This is a genomic window from Pseudoalteromonas sp. BZB3 (assembly GCF_040104455.1).
Taxonomy (GTDB): Bacteria; Pseudomonadota; Gammaproteobacteria; order Enterobacterales; family Alteromonadaceae; genus Pseudoalteromonas.
This window is the reverse complement of sequence record NZ_JBECOS010000002.1, coordinates 139,534-162,877: the sequence shown is the minus strand read 5'-3', so window position 1 is coordinate 162,877 and position 23,344 is coordinate 139,534. Positions and strand designations below refer to the sequence as shown.

Below are 23,344 nucleotides of genomic sequence, written 5' to 3'. Positions count from 1 at the left end.
GCCACAACCATGGTCTATCGGTGTAACTGATAGGCCATTTTTAGGTGAGAGCAAGGTCTAATGGGTGAGATATGTTGATATCACATGTAACAACAGCATTTCGAGTATTTAAACAACATAAGTTGTACTCGCTATTGAATGTCTTTGGGTTAAGCATTGGCTTGGCAGCTGCACTTCTGGTGGCATTATTTGCTGAGTATGAATTGTCGTTTGATGAAATGCAGCCCGATCATCAGCAAGTATATCGTTTGCATGTTGATGTGAATGTACCAGGGTTAGAAGAAATTCCACTGACTATGGTGAACATAGCGCAAACTTTAACAACACGAAGTGATGTCGCCGATCTTTTTATTCTTGCTGATGTAGTCGATAGTGGTGTGTTATCTGAGCATATAAAAATTGCTGATCAGGCATTTAAGCTAAACAGTCTGTACGGTACAGCGAAGAATATTCGTGATTTTGTAAATATCTCTGTGATGTTAGGCGACCTTGAAGCGGCTCTTTCAGCACCTCAGCAGATTGCTTTGAGTCACAGTGAAGCAGAACGACTATTTGGCAGTGCAGAAGGTGCACTCGGGCAAACTATACTGATCGAGGCAAAACGTTTTACCGTTAAAGCCATTTTTGAAGACTTACCTGATAATAGTCACTTTTTGTTTCACGCTTTAGTGCCAATTGATTTCACAGAATATAGCGACATATCTAGCTACATTTACCTCAAAACTCTACACAATGATGATTTAAAAGCGATAGAAAAGCAGTTAGCTGACCGACTCATTGAAAAATACCAACTTAAAAATAGTCAGCTTGAATACCGTTTAGTGCCTATGCGAGAGGTTTACTTTAAAGCCCATTCGCCATTTGAGTTAAAAACGGGTGGTTCTGCTTTTTTAGTCACTTTGAGTGTGGTACTGAGTGTTTTATTACTCGCCATTGCCGCAGCCAATTACATCAATATAGCAGTGTCGCAATTGTTGTATCGCAGTAAAGAGATCGCCATGCGTAAGACTTTGGGGGCGAGCAAGCGTCAGCTCATAGCCCAATTCTTGTTAGAAGCCTTATTGATGGTGATGTGTGCCACATTACTTGCGGTGTGTTGGGTTGAGCTGCTTTTGCCAAGTTTTAGTGACTTTGCAAATCGACCACTCGACTTAGTGTGGGGAGCTTCAGAGTTTGTGGTGATCATAGCTATAACCGTTTTATTATCATTTATTTCAGGTGCTTATCCTGCATATTGTGTCGCACGTGCACCGTTAAGCTCATTACTTGCCGGGCAATTAAAAGCAGGCCAGCTGGTTCGAAAAGGACTATTGGTATTTCAGTCTGCGATGGCTATGGCCTTGATTGTTTGTACGCTAGTGAGTTTGCAGCAGTTGTCGTTCTTACAAAGCTTGCCGGTAGGTTATGACGCGACTGATCGCATCGTGATACACGATTTAAGCAGCAAGCAACTCATGGAAAAAGAACATGCAATACTCAATGAGATCCGTGCGCTGCCAGGCGTTACTCAAGTGACAACAACCGATACTGACTTAACCGACAGCATTTTAGAAAGCTTTTATTTCCGCTGGCCAAACGGCTATGAAGAAAGCGAATTGCCACCGACTATCGGCACTGGTTTTCATGCGGTTGAAACCTTAGGTCTAATACTACTCGCTGGCCGAGACTTTTTACCAGAGTTTCAGAGCGATTGGCTGCACTATGTAAATAAAGCGTCAGGTGATCAGCCAGATGAAGAAGCACCTCAGGCAATGGCTATTTTGGTGACCGAACAAATGGCCAAACGCGCAGGCTATGACAATGTGAGTGAAGTGGTGGGACTGCAAGTTCAGGGGCTTTACCGCAACATCAATGCAACCATTGTCGGTGTAGTAAAAGACATCAAAGTGGGGTCGGCGAAAGATGATTGGCTGCCTGTGTCATTTTCAGCAGGATACAGCTCACAATCAACGGTTAGATTAGTTGTGCGCACCGAGCAAGCAAACTTTCCGCAGTTACTTAATCAGTTACGCCAGCTTCTAAGGCAGTTTAATTTAAGCGCCGATCCGCAATTTAGCTTGATGCAGCAAGACTTGGCTAAGGTTTATCGCATCGAGCAAGACTTGTTTGTGCTTATTCGAAACTTCTCTGTGCTGGCCATGCTTTTAAGTTGTTTAGGTTTATTTGGACTCGCAGCATTTGCAGCAAAACGTCAGCAAAAGCAATTAGCAATAAGAAAAGTGCTCGGGGCAACACGCTTCAGTTTAGTGAATCTACTCGCCCGCGAGTTTCTAATCATAGTGCTTGCAGCAGCAGTAATCGCCTTACCATTTGCTTATTGGCTCATGGATAACTGGCTGCAAGACTTTAACGACCGTATTGAACAAACCATTTGGGCGTATGGCTTAGCTGGCCTAGTAGTGGCTGGGTTCACTTGGCTCACCGTTGCAGCGTTGGCATTTAAAGCGGCCAGTGCGCGTCCATCAGAAATTTTACGTTATGAATAACAACACAGATATACAGCAGTCAAAAAGGAACACAGTATGTTAGCGTCATATGTTACGACCGCTTTAAGAAGCTTTGCACAGCATAAACAACATGCCTTGTTGAGTCTGTCAGGGTTAAGTTTAGGCATGGCTATGCTGATGTTGATTGGGCTTTTTATTCAGCATGAGCTGTCTTTTGAACAAGGACAGCCGGATCAGCAAAATCATTATCGACTGGTGATGCATGCTCAAGAGAATGGCAACGAATATATTCTTACCACCCCAAGGGCACATCAGCAGTTGCTCGATATTCCAGGCGTAGAGTCGGTTTTTTATTTATTGAGAACGCAAATGGTCAGTGATGATAAAGTAGCGATTGGCAATAATGCATTTCAGCTCGCTGCAAACTACGCTGCCACCCCAAACCTAGCCAAGTTAGTCAATATTGATGTGCTGGCAGGCGATCTTACAACAACCCTGAATACACCCGAAAAAATAGCGTTATCAAGGTCTGAAGCTACGCGCTTGTTTGGGGCTTTTGCTACGCCAGATAAGGTAATAGGCCGTACCTTAAAGCTACAAAGGAACAATCGACTGCTTTCGGTTAGTGCGGTGTTTTCTGACCTCCCTGTGAATAGCCATTTTTATTTTCACTCATTAACCAGCATCGAACCCTTTATGGGCATTCGCGGTAATGTAATGCACACCTATGTTGCGCTATTACCTAATACAAATATGGAATTGGTTGCGCAGTCGGCAACAGAAATCTATGCGCAAATTTGGCAATGGCAAAACATTCATTATTGGTTGCAACCTATCAAAGACATTCATTTAGGACCTAATTTTGCCCAAGATATGAAAATAGGCGGAGACGCCACATCTGTGACGATCTGTGCAGTTATGGCGTTGGTTTTATTAATCATCTCATGTGTGAATTATGTCAACTTCAGTGTCGCGCAGTCCTCTAATCGTGCCAAAGAGATTGGTGTACGCAAAGCCATGGGCGCGACGCGCGCTCAACTGATCACCCAGTTTATGAGTGAGTCTATCTTGTTGGCATGGTTCGCTATGTTAGTGGCCTGTGTGTTGGTTGAGTTATTTTTACCTAGTTTTATGCAACTGATTGGCCGTCCATTGCCAGCACTAGAATGGCCGATTTGGTTGGGACAGGTATTTGCGCTGGCAACAGGGATTGGTGTGTTATCGGGCTTATACCCGAGTATGTACATGGCAGGATTTAACACCAAAGCCATTCTGAATGGTGAGCTAAAACAAGGTCGACAAGGTGTGTGGATCAGAAAGGCTTTATTATTGCTGCAAATGGGCTTGTCGGTGGGTTTACTAATAAGCGCTATGATGTTGAGTAAGCAACTGCATTTTTTACACTCTCTACCTGTGAATTATCAAAAGTCGCAGCAACTAGTGATCAATAATATGCCGCAAAAAGCATTATATGGAGAGCAAAGCGCATCACTCTTGGCAAGCATTGAGTCTATTCCAGGTGTGACAGCCAGTGTGGCCATGGACTTCTCAATCACACAGTCTACCAACGCTGGTCTCTTCGTTAAGCTCCCTCAAACACCAGATACACCGTTGTCGCTTTCGCTTGCTGGGGTACATGGTAAAGTGGTTGAAACTTTGGGGTTAACCTTATTAGCTGGTCGCGATTTTTCTGACGAGTTTGCATCAGATAGATTCAATCGAGACACCGAGCAAGGCAGTATTATCGTGCCTGAATCTGTACTCAATACGTTGGGGTTCAACAGCCCAGAAGATGCGATTGGTAAACCAATCTCATTTTTTGCCGGACCATTTTCGAATGCAACAGGCACCATAGTGGGTGTGGTTACAGACATAAAAGTTGGGCCAGTCAATCATCAAGGCGCCCCAGTGGTGTTTGTGAATGGTTTGGGTGTAGGCGGCACATATTCGCTGCTGGTTAAAGTTGAAAACCCGAACGATGCCCAACTAAAACTCGATTTACAAAACTTCGTTAAAGCGCGCTTGAACATTGCACCTGTCGACATCACCTTACTTGAAGATGACTATCAAGCGCTTTATCGTGAGCAACAAAAATTATCTGAGGTGGTGGCTATCGGTGGTGTTATTTCATTGATCCTAATTTTGATGGGCGTGTTTGGTTTAACAGGGTTTATTGTTAAGCAGCGTCAAAAAGAGGTGGCTGTTCGTAAGGTACTAGGGGCAAGTCGTTTGGTGATCATTAATGGACTCGCTAAAGAGTTTATGATGTTGGTATTATTTGGATGTGCGATTGCTTGGCCTATTTGCTTCTTGATATTGAGTGATTGGCTAGCGAGTTTTGAGCAAAGTGTTACGCAAAGTATTTGGGTTTATATGGTTGCTTCTTTGCTTATCAGTTTAATCACTTGGTTAACCGTGGCGGGCCTTACATATAAAGCTGCTAGTATTCGACCTGCTCAGGTCTTAAGGTATGAATAACAAGGGCTGAATAAAAAGTGAACAAAAGCTGCGTTTGCTTCGTTTAATAACTAAACTCAAATAATACTTGTTGATCAGAGGTGAGTTATGCAAGCAACCGAATTGAAAATGCAGTTTGAAGAGCAAAACCTAGTCGCCGTTATTTTAAGTTATGCCGACTCTAACCATTACCTTGCGGGTGGTGTTGATACGCAAGGTAATTATTACTTATTAGAGAATAGAAAAGGTAGCACTGAAACTTTTAACTCAATGCGCGAAGCCGAAGTAACTTTAGCTGAACTAGGTGCTGAAAATGCGATTTTTGAAATGGAAACGGCCTATGACGAAATGATTGGCAGTTCTAAAAATGAGCGTTGCAAAATGATGGTGCATTTAACCCATTAATTGGGATCCATTAACTGAATTTAATAGTACACATTTTTCTTTGTACCCTTCTTCTACTCGATGGCTTGCTGATTTTTATGCCCAAGCAAGCCATTTTTATTTCTTAAACACGTCACTTTTTACTTTATATTGAATTTTTTATTACTAGAATAAAAATCGATCAATTAAAACTTGCCCAATAGCAAAGGTTTCGTTTAAACTTTCGAGAAAGTTACGAAACGAAACTTATTAGCCAGTAAAGATAACGGATTATGACCAAACGCAACACGCAACAACGTCGCCATACCATTCTTGCTCGTGTGAATCAGCACGGTGAAGTCAGTGTCGAAGCACTTGCTTTAGAATTTGAAACTTCAGAAGTTACGATCCGAAAGGATTTAACGGCTCTCGAAAAGAGCGGTTTATTGTTGCGTCGTTACGGTGGTGCGATTGCATTGCCAAAAGAAATCGTGGCAAAAGGCGATGAAAAACGCGATACGCTTCGCAAAATGGCAATCGCAAAAGCTGCTTCAGCTTTGATAAAGGATCATAACCGCATCATTATTGATAGTGGTCGTACAACTGCAGCGATGATCCCTGAGCTGTCTAAAAAACGCGGTTTGGTCGTGATGACTAATGCGATGAATATCGCTAATCTTTTGTTATCTTTAGAAAATGAGCCAACACTTTTGATGACCGGAGGAACCTGGGATCCTCATTCGGAGTCATTTCAAGGGCAGGTAGCAGAACAAGTTTTACGTTCGTACGATTTTGACCAGTTATTTATCGGTGCCGATGGCATCGATGTTGAAAGAGGTACAACCACTTTTAACGAATTAGTGGGCTTGAGCCAAGTGATGGCTGAGTCAGCACGAGAAGTGATCGTGCTGGTGGAGTCAGAAAAAATTGGCCGCAAGATCCCAAATTTAGAACTGCCATGGCAGCAAGTGACCACCTTGATCACCGACAACCTCCTTGCAGATGACACACGCAAGGCGATCGAGGCAAAAGGCATACAGCTGATCTGTGCAGAGGCTTAATAAATTCAGACGACAACACCTGAATTTATAAATCATTATGACAACAGCCTAATTAGTTTGATGACGTGCAAATAATTCAACTACTTAACAGTGGCCGAATTATGTTCATCAACTAAATTTTACCTAAGCTACTTGAAATTGCAGGTAGGGTAAATAGGCAAACAACATGCAAAAATGGAGCATCTATGTGTGGCATTGTTGGGGCGGTAGCAGAGCGTCCAGTAAATAAAATCCTAATCGAAGGCTTAAAGCGCCTTGAGTATCGTGGCTATGACTCAGCAGGTGTAGCACTGAGCCTAAATGGCGAATTAAATACAGTTAAAGCTGTTGGTAAAGTTGCCAACCTAGACTCTGCATTGACTGATGCAGGTGTAAAAGGCACGACGGGTATTGCACACACGCGCTGGGCAACACACGGTGGCGTAACTGAAGCAAACGCGCACCCACACATTTCAAATGATGAAATTGCGCTAGTACACAATGGTATTATCGAAAACCATTCACAGCTTCGTGACGCACTTAAAGGTGACGGTTACGAGTTCTTATCTGAAACCGACACAGAAGTTATGGTGCACCTAATTCATCAACTTCGTCAGCAGCATTCAACGCTATTAGAAGCGGTAAAAGCAGCAGTAAAACAGCTTGAAGGTGCTTACGGTACAGTTGTATTCGACAAAGCAAACGACAATGAAATCATTGTTGCGCGTTCTGGTAGCCCACTGGTAATTGGTTTAGGTCTTGGCGAAAACTTCATTGCTTCTGACCAACTAGCGCTTCTTCCTGTAACACGTAGCTTTATCTTCTTAGAAGAAGGCGACGTAGCGCGTATCACTCGTGAAACGGTTGAGATCTTTGATAAAGATGGCAACCCAGTTGAGCGTGAAGTGGTTGAATCAAACATCACGCAAGACGCATCAGGTAAAGGTGAATACCGCCACTACATGCTAAAAGAAATTTACGAGCAGCCAATGGCAGTTCGTAATACGCTTGAAGGCCGTTTAGAAAATGACCGAGTTGCCATCGATGCATTCGGCGACAGCGCACAGCAAATCTTCAAAGATGTTAAACATGTTCAGATCATCGCATGTGGTACGTCTTACCATTCAGGTATGGTTGCCCGCTACTGGCTAGAACAGTTTGCTGGTGTTAGCTGTAACGTTGAGATTGCCTCTGAGTTCCGTTACCGCGAGTCTTTCGTTCACGAAAACAGCCTACTTGTGACGATTTCACAATCAGGTGAAACGGCTGATACATTAGCAGCACTTCGTCTTGCGAAAGAGCAAGGCTATATGGCTTCAATGACTATTTGTAACGTGCCGGGTTCTTCGCTAGTGCGTGAATCAGACTTAGCATTCATGACTAAAGCGGGCGCTGAAATTGGCGTTGCTTCAACCAAAGCTTTCACCACTCAGCTAGTTGGTTTGTTAATGCTTACTGCGTCTATCGCGCAAGAGAAAGGCCGTGATCAAAGCGTGATTGTGAACGCAATTAAGACGCTACCGAGCAAGCTTGAAGAAGCGTTAAGCATGGCTGAAGGTATCGAAGGCTTAGCGGAAGAGTTTGCAGACAAGCACCACTCACTGTTCTTAGGTCGTGGTTCACAATACCCGATCGCGATGGAAGGTGCGTTAAAGCTGAAAGAAATTTCATACATTCACGCTGAAGCTTACGCTGCAGGTGAACTTAAGCACGGCCCTCTGGCGCTTATTGATGCAGACATGCCAATCATTGTTGTTGCACCAAACAACGAATTACTTGAAAAGCTTAAGTCGAACGTTGAAGAAGTACGCGCACGTGGCGGTATCATCTACGTATTCGCAGATAAAGACACCGCGTTTGAGTCTGACGACACAATGCGTGTAATGAACGTAAACCACGTAGAAGACGTGATTGCACCAGTGGTATATACAATTCCACTACAATTACTTTCTTACTACGTAGCGGTTATCAAGGGTACTGACGTTGACCAACCTCGTAACCTTGCTAAGTCTGTAACGGTTGAGTAATTAACGAGTTTTAGGGGGGCATGTGTCCCCTGAAAATCAAGACACTAAAGGCGCATTCAGCGCCTTTTTTATGACTATGCCAAAATAATTTCTCTTTAAAATAGCTTATAATCTACTTCCCCTCATAGGCTTCTGAAGTTTGCATTCATAAAAACTAAAATAAAAACTTATTTATAAAATACAGATTCTTAACAGCTATTTTTCTATTTTCTTGAGTTGTAAACTTATGCTGCAGTGCACTTACAAAGGCTTCATTAGCGACAATCAGGCACAATTCATCAAGACATCAGGTTTTTTGTATTTGAACTGCTAATGTCAGTGGTTCTTAAATCACCATTAAGGACAAACCATGAAGTCAAATTTAACTTTACTCACCCTTTTATTTTTAAGTCTCAGCGGTTGCTTTATGAATCATGCTGAAGACAAACCTAATGTAAAAGAAAGTACGTATTTTGGAGAGCAGCCTCCGGGTTTAGTACCTAAGGTCTTTGAACCTGAAATAGTTTCACCAAACGGGGAGTTTGAAAGCGGTACATTCACGCCAAATATGCGGTCTTTTTACTTCACCAAAGCGATAGGCGAAGACAAAAAGCGAGGCTTCTTTGTTATTCATAAAGAAAATAATCAGTGGGGAAAGGCTTCAGAAACCGATCTACGGTGGCCGCAGTTTTCTTATGATGGCAGCAAAATGTTCATCGGTAAAATGTATCGAGAGCGCCAAGGTGATGGTTGGTCAGAGCCTAAAAGCCCTGGCACATTCATAAAATACATGGCGCATGGCAGATCGGTTTCTGCGAATGGCACTTATTACTTTACCGGATATAAAGAGCGGGGTGTTGTTGGCGCTTTGTATTACTCTCGACTTATCAACGGGCAGTATGAAGAGCCTATAAAGCTAAGAGACGATATGAATCAAGGAGAGTACATAGCGGGTTCCATGATAGCGCCTGACGAATCTTACTTGATTTGGAGTGTGCAACGAGCCGAGGGTTTTGGGCAATCAGACCTTTATATTAGTTTTAAAGAGCCAGATGGCACTTGGTCGAAGGTGATAAACATGGGAGCAACAATTAATACTGAAAAACAGGAAAGCTCCCCTCAATTATCACCTGATGGAAAATACTTCTTTTTTATTCGAGGCGATTGGCATATCAATAAAAGCGGCAAACGGGTCTATGAAGGAAAGCAGCATTGGGTTGATATTCAACTGATCAACAACTTAAAACGAAAAAGCTAGTTTCCATTTTAATATTTCCTTCAACTAAACAACATACGCTAGAAAATTATAAATTGCACAAATAAAGAATATTAATTCTTTATTTGTGCATAATAATTCTTTAAAGTTATAACCAAGATCCATTGATGGTTGAACAAAGGTAAGCGGCAGGTGCGTACAACTGAACTCGTAGACGGTTTTCGTCAATCAACGCCTTATGTAAATGCACATAGGGGGAAAACATTCGTAATTATGCTAGGTGGTGAGGCGATTGATCAGCCTGGTTGTCGCAGTATAATTAATGATATTGCGTTACTGACGAGTCTCGGTATCAAGATTGTATTGGTATTTGGTGCACGACCTCAGATTAATGATGCACTTTGTGATGCTGGCATAATTACCCAGTTTCATAATGATGTACGGGTGACCGACAATGAGTCGCTTAAAGTCATCAAGCAAGTTGCAGGTGCCATGCAACTCGACATCACCGCGCGTTTGTCTAAATCGTTAAGCAGTACCCCTATGTCTGGCTCTAATCTTAACGTTGTCAGTGGTAATTTTGTGATCTCTCAGCCCTTGGGTATTGATAATGGTGTCGACTATCATCACTCAGGCAAAGTGCGTCGTATCGACGTAGACGGAATTTGCCATCAATTGAACAACAATAGCATTGTATTGCTTGGGCCGATCACCGCATCAGTTACTGGTGAGAGCTTTAATCTAACAGCAGAAGAAATTGCCACCCAAGTCGCGCTTAAACTCAATGCAGATAAGATGCTGGGCTTCTGTAAAGAGGCGGGGATCTTAGACGAAAATGGCGAAGCTTTAGCTGAGTTGATGCCAAATGAGGCGGAGCAGGTATTAGCACGTCATCGTGATCAAGGCTCTACTTGTATGAGTGCCTCAGTATTTTTGCAAGCGGCTATTGATGCATGTCGTGGCGGCGTGCACCGTTGTCACCTTATGAGTTATGAAGAAGATGGGGCCTTGCTTCAAGAGCTATTTTCCCTCGATGGTATTGGTACACAAATCGCGCCGCAGAGCTCCGAGCAATTACGTAGCGCAACGATTGGTGACATCAATGGCATTATAAATCTAATTCGTCCGCTCGAAGAACAAGGTTACTTGGTTCGCCGCTCTCGTGAACAGTTAGAAATAGAAATTGAGCAGTTTACCGTGATAGACCGCGATGGCGTTATCATCGCTTGTGCCGCACTTTATCCATTTGACGAAGAGAATATGGGCGAATTTGCCAGTCTTGCCGTTCATCCGCAATATCGCGATGCAGATCGTGGCAGCATTCTACTTCGATCGGTCATCAATAAAGCCAAGCGCGTCGGCTATAAGAGTTTGTTTGCACTGACAACACGCAGTATTCATTGGTTTTTAGAGCAAGGCTTTGATTGTGTGGGGGTTGAAGACTTACCAGATAAAAAGCGTTCGCTTTATAACTACCAAAGACGTTCTAGGGTGCTAAAACTGGATCTAACAAGACTGCCGAAGAATAGGTAATCAGCTTAGGTCCTTGAAGTATTTGAAGGCGCGGCTTTATGTCGCGCATGTCTTGTAGTTGCACGCAAACCGTGTTTTTAATGCGGGCTACTCTCACTTTTGGTAAAGAGAGCTTTGCGTTTATCTGTCGTTGCTTTTTCGCGTTCAAGTAACTTTTCTGCGTTTACCTCGGCCAGTGGGTTGAGCGCATCGCGGGTTATTTCACCATCTGCTGCCAGTGATAAATAACGGCCACAACAGACCCTCAAAAACGACGTGAAGTTACCTATATCATGATCGGCATCGAGTGATTCGTGATACAAGCGAGTAATAAGTTGCCCAACACTTAAGTCATCTCTAAAAGCGATTTCTTCTAACACACGCCAGAAAAAATGCTCAAGACGAATTGAAGTGGTGACGCCATCAATACGCAGTGAACGTGTGATGTTCTTCCAACAATCTTGGTTGGCACCGATAAAAAGTTGGCACATAGTGATGGCTCCTCGTTAGTTATGCTTTGTTTAATAGAGCGATAAACTGTTTTAAAAATTCAGGGTGTGCAGGCCACGCTGGTGCTGTGACTAAGTTACCGTCGGTGATTGCTTGATCCATTTCTACTGACACATATTCAGCGCCTGCAAGTATAATCTCTGGCTTGCAAGCCGGGTAAGCAGAAATACGCTTACCAGTAATGATATTAGCAGCCGACAACAATTGCGGGCCATGGCAGATAGAAGCAATTGGTTTGTTATTGTCAGCGAATGCTTTGATAAGACCGATCACATTTTCATCCAAACGCAAATACTCAGGCGCGCGACCTCCGGGTAAGTAAAGCCCATCGTAATCGTCGGCACGCACTGCTGCAAAATCAGCGTTTAACGTAAAATCATGACCTGGCTTCTCAGTATAAGTTTGATGTCCTTCAAAATCATGAATAGCCGTGGCAATCACATCGCCTGCTTTCTTATTCGGGCAAACGGCATCAACTAGATAGCCCATAGCTTGCAGTGCTTGAAACGGCACCATGTTCTCATAGTCTTCTACAAAATCACCTGTGATCATTAAGATTTTCATTGTTCTTCGCCTCCTGCCTGTTGTTGAGTATTGGATACTTATTTTTCAAAAGCTCAGTTTATTTAAGCAAAGAATGAAAAGTGGCGGGTAACAGCCAATTACTACACCCGCCCCCTCGCTTATTACCTCTTATTGAGTTGCAGCAAGAGATTAATTTAAAGGGCATTTATAGCCCTAAAAGATGTTGGTTAAGTGAGTTTAAAATAAATTAACTAGCAGAGCACTCACATAGACCCCCAACCCGAATACCAAATGGGTGCAAATACTTTTTAGCCTTGCTTGATTTGCTGAGGGGAGTCTTGATGCCGCAAAGCCCATACCAAAGCAAGGTTGCATGATAAAAAAGGGAAGTGAAACGCTCAAACATGAAAACAGCAAAATCGGTAGCAACTCAGGCGCGCTTAACCAATTTAGCCCAGTGATACTAATAAATATAAAAGCAAAGATAACACCGATTGCATAATGCGCTGACCACCCTATGAATACTTCACCTCTTACGTAATGTGTTGAAGCAATATTTTGATGGACGAGCTGTCCGCGAGGCATGAGTAAAAGCCATCGACCGAGCAGTGCGTAATTAAGAGAGGGGATCGCAAATAGCTTTTTGATCAGTATTGCGTATAAGTCCATGGCGACCGTGGCACCGATACCTATAAGTGATATATAAAAGAAAGTTTCTTGGGTCATATAGTTTGTCTCTGTTGAAAAGTTAACCTTACTTTCATAGCATGCCACTTAAAGTTAACTTTAAGTCAAGGCCATAATGAAAGAAAAAACATTGGATATTGGTGAGGTTGCAAAATTGTCAGGGTTCAGTGCTGCAACGCTTAGGTATTATGAGCAAAGGGGGCTGATTAAAGCCGTTGCTCGCAAAGGTTTACGTCGTCAGTTTGATGGTGCAGTTGTAGAAAAGTTAACTTTGATCTCACTGGGTCGCTTGGCTAATTTATCATTAGATGAAATAGCAGATATGTTTGGTGAGAAATCACAGCTAGAAATAAATAGAGCAAAACTGCGACTCAAAGCACAAGAGGTAGATGAGCAAATTACACGTTTAAAAGCCACACGAGATAGTTTGCTACATGTTGCAGAATGCCCTGCAGAGCATCATTTACAATGCCCTAAATTTCAAAAGTTAATGCGTGTTGCGAATAAACTTAAATAAAAGAGAGTAATAAACTCAAGAATGACATGCCTTATTACTTCCCAAGATGTCAACAGCATTAAAAGCGAACAAAAAAGGAAGCCATTTAGGGCTTCCTTTTATTATTAAAATTCAAAGTTAACTTGCACTGGGTAGTGATCAGACAGCTCATTATAGTAACCATCATGATAATAACGGCCAGAGGGTAAGTTCCAATTTCCGCGCAGGTAACGCCAGTAAAAGTCACGATCTGCTTTTGGGTAACGCACTAACATTTCTGGGGTATTGGTCGGTTGCTTATGATCTGTATGCCAAAGTACATAGTCGAGCGTGTCGTTATATTCTAAGCTGTAGTCGAAATAGTAAGCGTTAGCTTTGGTAAACCAGTTGTGTTTTGCAGAGAAAGAGCCAACTTCAGGTGTGTTGAAAATAAGACGGCTGCGAACCACTTCGAGCATATCTGTAATTTCAGATTGCTTACTCCACTCTACGTTCATATCACCGCCGATAATGACCGGCTCAGAAGTGGGAATTTGCTCGCTCTGAATGAAGTCTTGTATCTCTTGTAATTGACCCATTCTCACAATATGTTCAGCTTCTGTGTCGCCATCATGCGTTGCTTGTAAATGTGTACCAATAAGGTGGTAACGTTTGCCATGTTTTTCTATTTCAACATAAGCGAAACCCTTGTTTGCTAAATAATCCCAACTATCAGTCAGGCTGTTATTAAACACATGGGCCTTTTGCGTAATGATGGGGTACTTAGATAAAATCACCACCCCACCGCGGATCACAAAGGGGCTATTCGAGCAGTTACCCGTTAAGCTTTGCCAACCTGCGCCACTACAGTCTTCGCCAACATTGGGAGTTTGATAAGGATAAAGTTGAGCGAGTTCTGCTAATGCAGCTTCTGATTGGCTGCTAAAGGCTTCACTGATAAGAATAACATCAGGACTGTCACTTAATTGAGATATGACGTTTGGTAAGCGCTGTGCACGATTTGCTTGATCCCAATCTTGCACGTTTAATTGCATAATATTATAAGCCATCACTTTAAGTGTATCGGCTTTGCTGTGTGCGCTGAGTAAAGCTACAACACACACAAAGACACGCAGTAATTTCATTTTGTTCTCCGACAATTTCGGTTGTTTAAGCCCTCCCTGACGTCAGCACAGTCCAATTGCTAAAGTGAATACTCAAATAGAGCAAAAACTTCAGCGCTAAAGTAGTGCTAAAGAATGTCGATTTAATTGCGTGAAAGTACCTTTTTTATTAAGCTTTTCTTGTGGTTATGTTGCTGGTTTAAAAATACTTACATGAAAGCACATTTTGATTTATGAAATCGTCTGCGCGGCCGATAAATAGAAACAACTCAATCAAATTAAGGAAAACCCATGCGTATCGGCAATGGCAACGCAATGCCAATTTATCTAAATGCGCCAACCAGTGCAAAGGACGAGGGCGTTCAAACTGAACAAGCTGGAAAAGCGGAAGAAGCAGCAGATAGCCAAGATGAGTCGATCCATATTTCAATGGAAGGTCGAAAAAAACTGCAAGAAGAATCTGAAGACCCTAAAGATAAGCTCCCGCCACATATTAAAGAGATGATAAAGGCCATTGAGCGGCTCATAGAAATGATCGAAGCTGCTGAAGAGGCGCTTGCTGAGGCAAAAGAAGCCAGCTACCCAGATGATGACACAAAACGAGATGTGCTAGATATGCATCAGAACCAGGTTAATAGCCTCGAGTTTGCTCGTCACGATGCCATTAAAGGGCTACAAGAAGCGATGAAAGAGGCCGGAGTTTCTGAACCGGGCATTATTGCTGAGTTAATGCGTTAAAGGGTCAGAACCTACACAGGATAACTAAAATGTCGTGTTATTTTTGAGTGTCTCCGGTTTTTGGTGGACATTCAAAACTGCCATTGGGTTCAAATCGGAAATTGCCATCTAAATACTATCTTCTCTCTATTTTGAGAATTAGCGTTTAATTAATATCTCAAAAACTAAAATCTGCTACATTTGTTATGTTATAACAATTTTAAATTGTTGTGTTGATTTAACAGTCGTGGTGAAGTTTATGGAAACAATGAGTGCAGAGTCTCTTGCTGAGATGGAAGAAAAAATCATTAATGCGCCAGAAGAGGAGTATATGAATGACGAGCAACTGGCGTTTTTTAGGCTGAAGTTAGTAGAGCTTCACGATACGACGCGTGAGCGTATTCGAGAAGCGAAAGAGCAAATGCTGAATAAACCTGATACCACAGATCCGTTAGATAAAGCGGCTTGGGAAGAGCAATCTAGTTTATTAATTCGTATTGTCGAGCGTGAGCAGCGCTTGTTACCTAAGATCCAACAGTCGCTTGAGCGTATTCGTCATGAAACTTATGGCTTTTGCCTTGAGTCTGGTGAGCCAATTGGCATTCCCCGTTTGTTGGCGAGACCGACTGCTGAGTACAGCATTGATGTTAAATCAGTGATGGAAATGAAAGAGCACTTACAGAAAGATTAAATTACCGAAGTATTCGTTAGTAAAAGTGTGAAGTTAGCTGCAAGTAAGCAGCTAACTCAGGTACTTTTTATTAGTTTTGCTTGCTTAACCAAGTTGTAGGTCAAGTAATGGTGCGAGTGCATCAAGTTGTTTATTGAGTGCATTAAACTGGCGCAGGTTCGCAAGGAGTGCGCGTTGTAGTGTTTTGTTTGCTGAGCTTTGATCTAGTTCTTGCTCTAATAAACCGAGCGTGTTGTAAATTTCTTCCTCAATTGCATTGTCTTGGCTTTGTGCAAACTGTTTGATCTCTTCGAGCAAATCTTTAATTGCTTGCTGCTGCATAAATTTACTATGCGATGGCAATGGCATCGGAAAATTATCTTTAGTCAAAAATGGAGTGACCGATTGGTCAATTAGGTTGTTGGCGATACTTTTGACATTCAGTTGAATGTATTTTGCACAACGGTCTAGTGAAAACTTGGCTTCGTCGAGTGCTAAAAAGATGGTGTATTCTTGTAATAACGCATTCAACATGGTTGTTACATCAAGCAAATGCGGCTCAATGGGTTGGCCAAAGCTTTGCAAAATAATTTTTTGCTGCGTCATGTGATAGTTCACACGTAATTGCTGCAACATTTCAATGAGCTCTTCATTTAGTGTCATTTCATCGCTGTTTAAAATCGCTTTTAAAAAATCGCGTTCTTTTACGACTTCACCTAGCTCTAGTTCAATATAGCGTTTGATCAGGTTGTCATTATCTTTATGTGTCGAGTTGAGCAACGCATCTATGATGTTTTGACGCGTTTCGTCTGTTTGCAGCAATAATGCTTTAACAATATCGTTTTTGCTTGAAAAGTAAGAATAAATAGAACCTTTCGCAATATTTGCATGTTCTGCAATCTTGGCAATGGTGGTTGCTCTAAAACCATTTTCAATAAATAAGGTTTTAGCTGTCGATAAAATTAAATCGCGTTTTGACACTGTAATTTCCTCAAAGAAGTCACCGTATTCTCACACATGATTAAAAACATAACAATTAGTCACTTGAAAATGACCTGTTGGTCATTTATATTTTGACCGTGATTTTATTTCAGGAGAGAAGTAATGAGTCAAAGTGGTGGTGAGTTAAAAAACTTATGGCAGATTTTAAAACCGCATAAGCCAAGTAAGATGCAATTTGCAGTGTTGTCATTGTTGGTTGTCGTTACAACGGTGCTTGAGTTATTGATCCCATGGTTTTCGAAAAACTTAGTCGATTCTATCTCAGTCGATGGCGTTGCGATGTCGGTATTAATGACACTTCTGGGTATTGTGCTGATAAGTGCCGTGTTTGAAGGGATTTTGACATGGTATGGTGCCAAAACTGGTGAACGTATATGCACCAGCTTACGCTATAGCCTTATTGGTAAGTTATTGTTTAGTAAAGTTGAAGCTTCATCAGATAAACACAGTGCTGAATACGCAACACGCGTTGTTAACGATACCTTAGAAGTTAAAACGGTGCTGGCGACTGATTTTATTAGTTTATTTGCGGGTGCTGTATCACTTGTGGCGGTTGTCGCTATGATGTTCTATCTCGACTGGCGTTTAACTCTGGTTTTATTGGCGTGTGTGTTAGTCGGCTTTTTAATTATTTTGCCTTTATCTCTGATGATGAGTGGTATTGGTAAAGCCATTCAAGCAGCTCAAGCAAAGCTCCTGAGTACGTTAACTGAGTGGATGCGCCATCACACTCTGATCAAATCTCATAATGCGCAAAGCCCTTTGCATCAAGAATCAAAAGCATTACTAGAAACCTGCATGGAGCACGAAGTTCGAGGGGCTAAAATCATGGCGATGATCAGCCCGACCATTAACTTGGTGCTGATGATGAGCATGGTCGCGATTTTAGGCTTTTCGAGCTATTGGATGCAGCAAGGTAGCATGACTTTAGGCACAGTTACCGCATTTTTAATGTACTTATTTGGTTTAACTTTTCCGCTTGTGGCACTGGGTGCATTCTTCAGTAATTTATTCAAAGCTGCGGGTACGGCAACTCGATTGCAAGACATCGAACAGTTAGCGCAGGAGCAGCTTCAGCAAGGTGAAAGCGTCGACAATGCGAGTGAAATTCAAATACAAGCACTGAATTTTGAGCGCGATGAGAAAGTGATTCTAAATAATGTTAGCTATCAATTTGATGGGCCGGGTTTATCAATTGTAACCGGTGAAAGTGGCTCAGGAAAAAGCACCCTGATGTCGCAATTGCTTGGTTTTTATGATGATACAAAGTCAGCGATATTCATTGATGGCAAACGTTTAGATGACATTGATTTATATTCTTTGAGACAAGCAATTGCGTGGGTCGATCAAGAGCCGAAATTATTAAATACTAGCATTAAAGAAAACTTGCTATTAGGTTTGTCTGAGCAACCGAGTGATGATGCAATTGAACAAGTGCTTGAGCAAGTTGGGTTGTCGCAATGGTATGAAAAGGTTGGTAAAGATCTTGAACAGGCCGTGAGTGAGCGTGCGCAGATTTTCTCTGGAGGTGAAAAGCAGCGATTTGCTATCGCCCGTGCGCTATTGCGCAATGCCAAAGTGTTATTGATGGATGAGCCAACATCGGCCTTAGACAAACACAATAGTACAGAAATGATGACCTTGATCAGAGCTATCGCAAAGGAGAGACGTGTCATTATGATCAGTCATAACAGTGCTTTTTTACAGCAAGACGACGATCATGTACATATTGCAGAGGGCGCGATTGTTAAATCGGCAGCTTAAGTTCATATACCAGCTAATTTAGATGTGAAAAGCGGTGTGGATAGTGTTATTCAGGCCGCTTTTTGTTTGGGTTTTACCAAAAATTATTTGGTTATTTTTATGAAATGTTTACTTTTACTTTCTTTTGTACCTGATGTGTTGATATGTTGAACGAGTAACCACTTTATTTTTAAAGGATGATTCGTGAATTTACTTAAACCTTTGGCGCTTTCTCTTAGTTTAGCTTTGTCTTCAATTGTCGTTTCTCCGCTGGCGCTTTCTCAAACTTCAGCAACCGAAGAACGAGCTGATTACACTCAGTTTACTCATGTATTTAAATCGAACATTTTAAACGAAGAACGCACAGTCGTTGTTCAACTACCAAAGAGTTATAAAGCTGAGCCTGATAAAGCCTATCCGGTCATTTACCGTTTAGATGGCGCGGGTAATTTGCCATTGATCACCTCAGTGCTTGAGCGCTTACAAAACGACAATGCTGCACCAGAAGCCATCATAGTGGCAATTGAAAATACCGAGCGATTGAGGGATTTATATCCGACCGCAAATGAAGAGCCGCAAGGTCCTGTTGGATTAGGGGGCGGAGGTAAAAAGTTTTTAGACTTTTTTGAAAAGGAGCTGATCCCACTTATCGATGAAAAATATCGTACTCATGATTATAAAATTATTGGTGGCGCATCGGCTGCGGGGGTATTTGCACTTTATGCGATGACCGAAAAACCAACCCTGTTTCAAGCACATTTAGCTTATAGTCCGGCGGTTTGGTGGAACTATGGGGCAGCAGTGACGCGCACAAAAGAGTTTTTAAAGAAAAACAAAACCCTCGATACTTATCTTTATATGAACATTGGTGAAGAAGCGGGTGTCATGCGTGAGCGTTATGACGATTTGCAGCAGTTTATTCAAAACAATAAACCGTTCAAATTATCATACGTGAGTGATGCGCTTGATGGCGTATCTCATAACCTAACGTCTGCGGCAGGGGCGTTTAATGCCTACCATAATCTATTTATGGCCAAACAAATGCCGTTGAAGAAGCTAACGTACGACATGACTTCAATTGATGCGTATTACAAGAAGCTCTCTGAGCAATGGGGTGAAAAAGTCGCTCCACCAGATAATGCAGTTAGGCAGTTAGGCTATCAGCTCATCGGCATGCGAAATTACGATAAAGCTATTCAGGTATTCGCCCATAATACCAAGCTACATCCCAACTCTGTCGATGCTTGGTGGGGGTTGTCTTATGGTTATGAACAAAAAGAAGATAACAAAAAAGCGTTCGAGTTTTTAGAGAAGGCCGTAAAGCTCGCTGATAAGTCATACCCTTATTACGACATGCTAATGGATGCGCAAACTAGGTTAAAAGCAGCGGCTAACCTGTAGCTTTCAAGGCGGTCGTAACAAAGCAAAGTTACGATTGCTGGTTATACTCATAGGATGAGAAGTTTGAGCAAGCAAATAATGAAATTGTGTCTGTTCTTTTATTGCTGTTTAATTGCTTGCTCAGCATTGGCTGAGAGTCCTCGTTTATCGGTGGTATTTGAACATAACCCACCGTTTCAAACCATTGATGCAAATAATAAGGGCCATGGCCCTATTATTGATTTTGCTGAGTTATTAATTGCTGTCGCGAAAGAAAATGCAGACTTCAAAGATGAATTTAATGGTAAGCCTTGGGCTCGTATTATGGAGAGGGATGCTTACCACCCAAACATTCTTATTCTCTCAATGTCTAAAACCCCACAGCGAGCACCTAACTTTATCTGGTTAACGCAGGTTTATACCGGTCAACAGTATATCTGGAAAGTGAAAGGACGACCTGATCCAGAAGGTAGGCAATTACAGGTTGCCGTTGAGCGTAATGCACATAAGATGATGAGTATTAAACATCACTTCGGTGAAGATAATGTATACAAATTTCTCAACTCTGCTCAAGCATTGCATGCATTATTGAAAGGACGTGTCGATCGCTTTGTTGGTACTGTATTTGCTGTATCAGGTAAGTTGAAGTCACTTGGTCATGATATGAATGAACTACAGCGTTTGAATAAATTTGATGACACCGGATTTGCAAGCCAAGGTTTGGCGTTTGCACTCACGCTTGACTCAGATGAATTCATAGAAGATGCACTACGCAAAGCAATGAACGATCCTAGAGTTGAGCAAGCAAGAGCCAAATTGCAAAAGCAGTTTGAAGCCTCTGAGCGCCAGCTTATGACGGGATATTAAAGGCCTTATCGCCGCAGGCTGATCAGTTTGGTAAGTTAAAGCGTATATACACTCATATTTTAGAAAAGCACACCTGAAACTTATGCAACACATGCTAACCCCGCGCAAACTATTAAACAGCAAATGGACGGCTGTTTACCCGCAATCAAAAGAAAAGCATTTTATGGTTACCAGTGTTGAGTTTGATGAAGAAGGTCGCGTGATTGAATGCATCATCGAAGCGGTAATGACCAAGCGCGAAATAGAAATTAACTGGCGCGATCTCAAAAACCCAAAAGTGTGGAAGATGGGCTGGAAATAGCAGTTAAAATCTTTGAAAACCTCTTAAAAAGTCAAAATTCTTATTTTTATCTTCTCTGATTATTTACATCAAATAAATAACTATAGTGAAAATTTTTTGCAAATTGTCTTGCAAAAAGGACCAGTCAAATTTAGACTGCGCCCGTTCACTCATTGAGCGTTTATTATTTCATCAACTAACTGTAAAGGAGAAAAACATGTCACATAAAAATTTATCCTTTGCAGGTCTTGTCCGCTAAAAAGCGATTAATTAGAAACTAACTTATTAGTTTCTGCCATGCTTTCTCATCGGTCACTTCCAAGTATAAATAGACCTGCCAATACGACCCAATAAGGTTTAATAATCGGTATTATTCTGATCGCTTTGGCACGGCTTTAATTTTCAAATTACGCCTAAAATAATTGTTTTCGCTTACTATCTTGTAGCTAATAAAGCAGTCAGTCTGATTAACCTTTGGGATCCACCATCTTTTTCTTAGTAAGAAAGGTATTGGTACTATGGGCAAATCAGTCCAAAAATTAACAGATTCGGTCAACCTAATTGCATCCAAAGATACTTGGATTGAAGGGTTGGCTACACAACAACTCATTAAAACATCAGAGCTGGCAGGTATGCATCGAGTTGCAGGTATGCCAGATTTACATCCAGGCCGAGGCTATCCAATTGGTGCGGCATTTTTTACAAAAAATAAAATCTATCCTGCGTTAGTGGGCAACGACATAGGTTGTGGTATGGCTTTGTGGCAATCGTCGTTGAAGGTGTCAAAGGTAAACCTAGATAAAATCGTTAAAAAGCTCAAAGACATTGAGTTGCCGTTGGATGACAGCTGGAGCGACATCATCCAAATGCGAAGAAATGAGAAAAACATACGTGTACAAGGTTTTGATCATGCGCTTGGCACCATAGGTGGAGGCAATCACTTTGCTGAATTTCAAGCGGTCGATGAAGTGTATAACGAGCGAGCCTTTTCAGCTTTAGGTTTGTCTAAGCAGCAATTGCAATTGCTCGTGCACTCTGGTTCTCGTGGGTTAGGCCAGTCAATTCTGGTCAAACATATCACTGAACACAACCATGATGGCTTACAAAGCTCAGAGCAAAGCTTTACGCATTATTTTGAACAGCATGATGAAGCGGTGCGCTGGGCTGAGCTTAATCGAGAGATGATAGCAAAGCGCTTTTTAGACGCCATTCGCGCAGATGGTAATGTCATTTTAGATGTAAATCACAACTTAGTGACTGCAAAAGAAATTGGAGGCATGAAAGGCTTTTTACACCGAAAAGGTGCAACACCGAGTGACTGTGGCGCGGTTGTTATTCCGGGTTCTCGTGGTGATTATAGCTATTTGGTTAAGCCCAGAGAAGATGCTGACGAAGCAATGCACATGAGTTTGTATTCGTTAGCACATGGCGCTGGTAGAAAGTGGAAGCGTGGTGAGTGCCAAGGTCGCTTAAGTCATAAATATAAACGCGATGACTTATATAAAACTGAGCTTGGCAGTCGGGTGATTTGTGCAAACAAAGAGCTGTTATATGACGAAGCACCTCAAGCGTATAAAAAGGCACAAACCATTATTGCCGACTTAGAAGAAGCGGGGTTAATCGATGTTATTGCAAGGCTTCGCCCGATATTGACCTTTAAAACCAATGGAGGGTGTAGCGCATGATGTTATTGCAATTAACTTCAGGACAAGGGCCAATTGAATGCTGTAAGGCCGTAGGACTGGCACTGAGAACCATTGAACGCGAGTGCCAAGCTCAAAACATTGATTACTCGATTGTAGAGGCCGTGGGTGCTCAGCAAAAAGGCTGCTTTAAATCTATATTGATTGAGCTTGAGGCTACACAAAAGGCCAAACAGTTTGCGCATCATTGGCAAGGTGCACTGTTATGGGTTTGCCAAAGCCCATTTCGTACTAAGCATAAACGTAAAAATTGGTTTTTCAGTGGCAATCTTTATGAAGTAAATACGCAGCAGTTTGATAAGGCGATTGATTATCAAACTTGCCGAGCGTCAGGGGCAGGCGGTCAGCATGTCAATAAAACTGACTCTGCAGTGCAAGCCACGCACAGAGAAACAGGCTTAATGGTTAGGGTTGAGAGTGAGCGCAGTCAGCATGCGAACAAGCGTCTAGCAACAGCGTTACTGTTACAAAAACTAGAAATGCTGAAGCAAACTGAGATCTCTGAGCAAGATAAGTCTCGGTGGCTGCAGCACTGGGAAGTACAGCGTGGCAACCCGAGTAGAACGTTTAAAGGTGAGCGGTTTACTCCTCAAGATTAATTAGGAAATCGATGCTAATAA

21 protein-coding genes are annotated in these 23,344 nt (G+C 42.1%); 16 read left to right on the top strand and 5 right to left on the bottom strand.

The window, feature by feature from the left end; genetic code table 11:
- Positions 1 to 71 precede the first annotated feature (71 nt).
- The 7 genes from ABMY35_RS02835 (at position 72) to argA (ending at position 11,062) form a co-directional block, all read left to right on the top strand.
- Positions 72 to 2,486 (top strand): FtsX-like permease family protein, encoded by a 2,415-nt coding sequence (locus ABMY35_RS02835; protein ID WP_349284934.1) that lies wholly within the window; start codon positions 72 to 74, stop codon positions 2,484 to 2,486.
- A 36-nt stretch (positions 2,487 to 2,522) separates the two neighbouring features.
- Positions 2,523 to 4,925: an FtsX-like permease family protein gene (locus ABMY35_RS02830; protein ID WP_349284933.1), complete on the top strand. Its 2,403-nt coding sequence runs from the start codon at positions 2,523 to 2,525 to the stop codon at positions 4,923 to 4,925.
- A gap of 87 nt (positions 4,926 to 5,012) precedes the next feature.
- Complete coding sequence (locus ABMY35_RS02825; protein WP_349284932.1) at positions 5,013 to 5,309, top strand: DUF6482 family protein; 297 nt, start codon at positions 5,013 to 5,015, stop codon at positions 5,307 to 5,309.
- Between the two features lie 251 nt (positions 5,310 to 5,560).
- Entirely contained in the window at positions 5,561 to 6,328 is a 768-nt protein-coding gene (locus tag ABMY35_RS02820) for a DeoR family transcriptional regulator (protein ID WP_349284931.1), read from the top strand.
- 185 nt (positions 6,329 to 6,513) lie between these two features.
- The gene (gene glmS / locus ABMY35_RS02815; RefSeq protein ID WP_130254843.1) at positions 6,514 to 8,334 is read left to right on the top strand and encodes a glutamine--fructose-6-phosphate transaminase (isomerizing); all 1,821 of its coding nucleotides are present in this window, start codon (positions 6,514 to 6,516) and stop codon (positions 8,332 to 8,334) included.
- Positions 8,335 to 8,683: 349 nt separating this feature from the next.
- Entirely contained in the window at positions 8,684 to 9,571 is an 888-nt protein-coding gene (locus ABMY35_RS02810) for a hypothetical protein (protein WP_349284930.1), read from the top strand.
- Positions 9,572 to 9,721: 150 nt separating this feature from the next.
- The gene (gene argA / locus ABMY35_RS02805) at positions 9,722 to 11,062 is read left to right on the top strand and encodes an amino-acid N-acetyltransferase (protein ID WP_349284929.1); all 1,341 of its coding nucleotides are present in this window, start codon (positions 9,722 to 9,724) and stop codon (positions 11,060 to 11,062) included.
- 77 nt (positions 11,063 to 11,139) lie between these two features.
- Here the strand turns inward: argA and ABMY35_RS02800 are convergent, their stop codons facing one another.
- The 3 genes from ABMY35_RS02800 to ABMY35_RS02790 all read right to left on the bottom strand — a co-directional run bounded on the left by ABMY35_RS02800 (position 11,140) and on the right by ABMY35_RS02790 (position 12,802).
- Positions 11,140 to 11,532, bottom strand: coding sequence for a ribbon-helix-helix domain-containing protein (locus ABMY35_RS02800; protein WP_349284928.1), 393 nt, complete (start codon positions 11,530 to 11,532; stop codon positions 11,140 to 11,142).
- A gap of 19 nt (positions 11,533 to 11,551) precedes the next feature.
- On the bottom strand, positions 11,552 to 12,115 hold the full coding sequence (locus tag ABMY35_RS02795) for a DJ-1/PfpI family protein (RefSeq protein WP_349284927.1): 564 nt from the start codon (positions 12,113 to 12,115) through the stop codon (positions 11,552 to 11,554).
- A 198-nt stretch (positions 12,116 to 12,313) separates the two neighbouring features.
- Positions 12,314 to 12,802: a DUF2938 domain-containing protein gene (locus ABMY35_RS02790; protein ID WP_349284926.1), complete on the bottom strand. Its 489-nt coding sequence runs from the start codon at positions 12,800 to 12,802 to the stop codon at positions 12,314 to 12,316.
- Positions 12,803 to 12,878: 76 nt separating this feature from the next.
- Between ABMY35_RS02790 and ABMY35_RS02785 the strand changes: the two genes are divergently transcribed.
- On the top strand, positions 12,879 to 13,280 hold the full coding sequence (locus ABMY35_RS02785; protein WP_349284925.1) for a helix-turn-helix domain-containing protein: 402 nt from the start codon (positions 12,879 to 12,881) through the stop codon (positions 13,278 to 13,280).
- Positions 13,281 to 13,384: 104 nt separating this feature from the next.
- Here the strand turns inward: ABMY35_RS02785 and ABMY35_RS02780 are convergent, their stop codons facing one another.
- Positions 13,385 to 14,383 (bottom strand): sphingomyelin phosphodiesterase, encoded by a 999-nt coding sequence (locus ABMY35_RS02780; protein WP_349284924.1) that lies wholly within the window; start codon positions 14,381 to 14,383, stop codon positions 13,385 to 13,387.
- A 270-nt stretch (positions 14,384 to 14,653) separates the two neighbouring features.
- Between ABMY35_RS02780 and ABMY35_RS02775 the strand changes: the two genes are divergently transcribed.
- Both ABMY35_RS02775 and ABMY35_RS02770 read left to right on the top strand, forming a co-directional pair.
- The gene (locus tag ABMY35_RS02775) at positions 14,654 to 15,100 is read left to right on the top strand and encodes a hypothetical protein (RefSeq protein WP_349284923.1); all 447 of its coding nucleotides are present in this window, start codon (positions 14,654 to 14,656) and stop codon (positions 15,098 to 15,100) included.
- Positions 15,101 to 15,338: 238 nt separating this feature from the next.
- Positions 15,339 to 15,770, top strand: coding sequence for a TraR/DksA C4-type zinc finger protein (locus ABMY35_RS02770; protein WP_349284922.1), 432 nt, complete (start codon positions 15,339 to 15,341; stop codon positions 15,768 to 15,770).
- Positions 15,771 to 15,854: 84 nt separating this feature from the next.
- Here the strand turns inward: ABMY35_RS02770 and ABMY35_RS02765 are convergent, their stop codons facing one another.
- Positions 15,855 to 16,730, bottom strand: coding sequence for a TetR family transcriptional regulator (locus tag ABMY35_RS02765; protein WP_349284921.1), 876 nt, complete (start codon positions 16,728 to 16,730; stop codon positions 15,855 to 15,857).
- Positions 16,731 to 16,853: 123 nt separating this feature from the next.
- Between ABMY35_RS02765 and ABMY35_RS02760 the strand changes: the two genes are divergently transcribed.
- The 6 genes from ABMY35_RS02760 (at position 16,854) to prfH (ending at position 23,323) form a co-directional block, all read left to right on the top strand.
- Entirely contained in the window at positions 16,854 to 18,515 is a 1,662-nt protein-coding gene (locus ABMY35_RS02760; RefSeq protein WP_349284920.1) for an ABC transporter ATP-binding protein, read from the top strand.
- A gap of 249 nt (positions 18,516 to 18,764) precedes the next feature.
- Positions 18,765 to 19,895, top strand: a complete 1,131-nt coding sequence (locus ABMY35_RS02755; protein WP_349285013.1) for an alpha/beta hydrolase-fold protein — start codon at positions 18,765 to 18,767, stop codon at positions 19,893 to 19,895.
- 78 nt (positions 19,896 to 19,973) lie between these two features.
- Positions 19,974 to 20,741 carry a transporter substrate-binding domain-containing protein gene (locus tag ABMY35_RS02750; protein WP_349284919.1) on the top strand — a complete coding sequence of 256 codons (768 nt, stop codon included), beginning with the start codon at positions 19,974 to 19,976 and terminating at the stop codon, positions 20,739 to 20,741.
- A gap of 82 nt (positions 20,742 to 20,823) precedes the next feature.
- Positions 20,824 to 21,042 carry a TIGR02450 family Trp-rich protein gene (locus tag ABMY35_RS02745; protein ID WP_349284918.1) on the top strand — a complete coding sequence of 73 codons (219 nt, stop codon included), beginning with the start codon at positions 20,824 to 20,826 and terminating at the stop codon, positions 21,040 to 21,042.
- 497 nt (positions 21,043 to 21,539) lie between these two features.
- Positions 21,540 to 22,706 carry an RNA ligase RtcB family protein gene (locus ABMY35_RS02740; RefSeq protein ID WP_349284917.1) on the top strand — a complete coding sequence of 389 codons (1,167 nt, stop codon included), beginning with the start codon at positions 21,540 to 21,542 and terminating at the stop codon, positions 22,704 to 22,706.
- Positions 22,703 to 23,323 carry a peptide chain release factor H gene (gene prfH, locus ABMY35_RS02735; RefSeq protein WP_349284916.1) on the top strand — a complete coding sequence of 207 codons (621 nt, stop codon included), beginning with the start codon at positions 22,703 to 22,705 and terminating at the stop codon, positions 23,321 to 23,323. The genes ABMY35_RS02740 and prfH overlap by 4 nt, the downstream gene beginning before the upstream one ends.
- Positions 23,324 to 23,344: the final 21 nt, after the last annotated feature.